The organism is Vibrio sp. 2130-1 (genome assembly GCF_033339515.1).
In genome coordinates, this window is record NZ_JAWOUT010000800.1 from 1 (window position 1) to 501 (window position 501).

Sequence of the window (501 nt, forward strand, 5' to 3'; positions counted from 1 at the left end):
TCAGTTTGATGCAGACAAGCTCACAGCCAACGTGGTCGGCATTGCTGCAGGTATTGGTAAACACGACTCAGGGATGCATCAGCACTATAAAGGTCAGTTACTTTACGCGCCACAGGGATGCATGACGTTTGCCCTAAATGATTCCATTTGTATTTTGCCGCCAACCAAAGCAGTGTGGATCCCACCTCACACTCCACATCGCGCCGTAATGACGAATGTTGTGGCGTATCGTTCTGTTTATTTCGATTGTGACAAATTTTCTTGCCCGAAAAGCATCGTGATGATTGAAGTTAACGATCTCCTAAAAGCACTGATCAATAAAATGGCTTTGTGGGAGTGGGACATAGAACAAACCAAAACGAATGCGACAACCATATTGGTTTGGGAAGAGTTTTATCAAGCAAAGCAATTCGAGCTCACTTTACCATTGCCATCGGATCGTCGTTTGGCTTCATTTCGAAACGCGGTGACAAAAGACGGATTCATTGCTCCTGATCTCAA

The 501-nt window shown here is 44.9% G+C and carries 1 protein-coding gene; it reads left to right on the forward strand.

Features of this window, described 5'->3' with window-relative positions; translation table 11 throughout:
• Nucleotides 1–501: AraC family ligand binding domain-containing protein (locus tag R7Q09_RS28775; RefSeq protein WP_318144287.1), on the forward strand; the 501-nt coding region annotated here is incomplete at both ends.